The organism is Nocardia sp. NPDC056611, assembly GCF_042792755.1.
GTDB lineage: Bacteria > Actinomycetota > Actinomycetes > Mycobacteriales > Mycobacteriaceae > Nocardia.
The window spans coordinates 1-2,970 of record NZ_JBHTVV010000018.1 but is presented as its reverse complement, the minus strand read 5'-3'; the positions used below and the strand labels follow the sequence as shown (position 1 = coordinate 2,970).

The following is a 2,970-nucleotide window of genomic DNA, read 5'->3' as shown; positions in this document are numbered from 1 at the left end:
TTCTTTGGTGCTTTTATATATCAAACCAATTTCACGCTTTAAATCGCTTATATGGCTTTTTAATTTGCTATTCTCTCGAAGCAACTGCATATTTTCCTGTCTTAATTTTTTATTTGAATTGGCTTCTGTTTCCCACTCTTTATAAATCACTCTAAGCTTTTGACCCAAAGCTTTATTTTCCTTTGCTAAATCGGTGTTCAATATTTTTTCCATCTTGCCTTTTAGCTGTTTATTTTCTTTGGCAGCATGAACCAAATTTTTAAAGTCTTGTTCGGGAACAATCACATTTCCAGTCGGTGTCTTTTTCAACTCTTTTTTGGGAATCCCAAAAAGATTCTTTTCCTCGCTCTTAACCTCGATTTGCTGAAATTCCCTTTTGGCCCGAACTTTAATTTCATCTGGAACTTTTTCATTGAGGGCGAGCAATTCATTTTTCTTCTCCTGGAGATTTTTTTCTAGAAAATCAATTTCTTTTTCCAGCGTCTGCTTTTTGAATTCCCTCGTTTCCAAATGCTCACGAGTAGAACCTTTTTCTCCACGCTCCAAATCAAAGCCAAGCTTTTGCATATGCTCGGGAAACTTATCTTGCAACCAAAGCAATTCTTGACGATTGAACACATTTTTCCCTTGCAGTTTTCCATCACGCATTGGCACAACGCCAACATGCATATGGGGCGTTTTTTCGTCCATATGTACCGTTGCATAAGCAATATTTTGCTCGCCATAGCGTTCGGAAAATAATTTATAACTTTCCTCAAAAAATCGTTTTTGTTCTGTAGGATCCAGACGGTCAAAAAAATTTTTGTCAGATGTCACGAGCAACTCGTTTACAAGCACCGCATCTTTCCGAGTTTTTCTCGTACCTGTTTTTTGCGATTCAATGATTTCTTTGACATGCTGGTTATAATCAATTTTCCCATCATGGACCAAATCATAATTTTCATGGGAACGCTCTTTATCAATATCCGAATTCGTCCTGCTTTCTCTTTCACGCTGATTATGAAACTGAATTCCTTTCAAATCATGCGCCTTCATTTTCTGCATTCGGACGACCGCATAACTCATAAAATCAGCTCCGTTTCGGGGTCAGTTTTTCGGCAACACTTCCATGTAAAGTATAACACACTATACTTTACATTCGTAAAGTGTGTGCTCTGCGAGGCTTTTTCGGCTACCCGCCGAACCATGCTAACGCATGGGAAAACCTTGGGCTTTGCCCAAACCCACAAGGGGAAATGATTCCCCCTTGATCCCCCCAATAAAAACTCCCCCAACCCCCTCAATTTTGAGGGGACTCCCTCGCCGGTCGGCAGGAATCGAATGGGATTCGATTCAATGCCAAGAGGGTTCGGGTGTGGTGAGTCTGTCAATCGACTTTCGCGGCATATCCTCATTTCGCTATCGCTCATTCCGGTATTCCACGATTCTATTGACAGACGCCACGTGTCGCTTTCTCCTTCAAGCGCCCACCAGAACAAAATAAAAAAAGATACAGAAAAAGATACAGAAGAATCTTCTGTATCTCTTGTATCTCAATCCTTTTCTGTCGTTTTATGTCGATTATTTTAACTCTCCTGTTTCTCTATCAATATCGCCCCGACCATATTTCCGTTCTTGATAAACGGCATCAAAATACAGTCTAATCAATCCAGTATGCGAACGTAAAACAGAATTGATAATCTTCATGCTGGGTAAGTTATATTCTTCCCCACGAACCCTTACAAACCTTCTTAATTCACGAATATTAGCCAGTCCATGTTCATCAATCAAATCACAAAGATCATTCAGCATGTCGTCTTTTTCTTCAACATCAAGCGTTATGTATCTATCAATATCAAAATTGTTTAGTAGTTTAATATCTTTCTTGTCATATACATGCTTGTTTTTAGCGATAGCGTCTTTTGATTCGTGCGTTAAATATAAATACATATTTTCCATGCTTTGAACTACAATTTGCACCATGGAAACACTTTTATTACCCAATGCTCGTTGTATTCTTTTACGGACACTATCAGCAGTAACAGGATTTTTCGCCACATAAATCACATGATAATGGGCTTTTTTATATTTTTGTCCCTCAACTTTACTTAAATCTTTATCATGAAGTGGGCTAATCGCAATAGGAACACCGAGCGATTCCAATTTCGTTTCCCAATCTTCGGGTATGCTTTCAGGGTACAACAGAAACGTAAAGTATCTTGCCTTATCTTTAGCCATAATGTTATAATCACCCTAACAGAAACAAAGGAATTCCAAAAAGCGAACTCTTCCAGGGGGTCGCTTTTTTTGTGTTCATTTCTGCCCTTTCTTGTATTCTTCCAAAACTACTGTAATCATCGCAGACTTACTCAAACCCTTCTCTTTGCACAACTCCTCTAAATAAGCGTGAACACTTTCTGACATAGTGATTGTAAATCTCTTTTTATTTGTCATATCGTTCTCCTTTTTGCATGTTAAAAATAATATAACAAAGTGGTGTAATTTTTGCAATAAAATACACAAAAAATATGTAAAAGGCAAAATGTCGCTCAAAATGTCGCCGAAATGTCGCTCAAATGTCGCAAGCTTCAAACCCTTGTGGCTCTAGGGTTTGAATGGCTTTTTCTCTCAATTTGGCACTCGGCACTTAAAGGGGGGGTCGTAGTAGCCCCCCCTTTTTCCTCTCTCACCCCAAAAAATCCAAGTTCAAAAAACCAAAAAAAGCACCTTTTTCAGGTGCTTTTTATCTTTCAAGACCATTTTCTCTTTCACGACGCTTTTCAACCCTGTTTAAACGCTCAAATTCGCCCTCAGGGGCTTTTTCTTTAATTTTGCCTACCAAATCATTAAAAAGGCTCTTAAACGTCTTTAAATCGTTTGTACGGGCTTTTAAAAATTCTTTGGTGCTTTTATATATCAAACCAATTTCACGCTTTAAATCGCTTATATGGCTTTTTAATTTGCTATTCTCTCGAAGAAACTTCATATTTT

General features: G+C 38.2%; 3 protein-coding genes and 1 pseudogene. All 4 read right to left on the bottom strand.

Annotated features, from left to right (window positions below; translation table 11 throughout):
- The coding region (mobV, locus tag ACFRAQ_RS36845) for a MobV family relaxase (protein WP_379107749.1) at positions 1-1,065 on the bottom strand (1,065 nt) is incomplete at its 3' end.
- Positions 1,066-1,560: 495 nt separating this feature from the next.
- Complete coding sequence (locus ACFRAQ_RS36840) at positions 1,561-2,217, bottom strand: replication protein (protein ID WP_043858541.1); 657 nt, start codon at positions 2,215-2,217, stop codon at positions 1,561-1,563.
- Between the two features lie 75 nt (positions 2,218-2,292).
- Positions 2,293-2,433, bottom strand: a complete 141-nt coding sequence (locus ACFRAQ_RS36835) for a CopG family transcriptional regulator (RefSeq protein ID WP_043858540.1) — start codon at positions 2,431-2,433, stop codon at positions 2,293-2,295.
- 289 nt (positions 2,434-2,722) lie between these two features.
- Positions 2,723-2,970: pseudogene (locus ACFRAQ_RS36830) on the bottom strand (plasmid recombination protein); the annotation flags it as partial.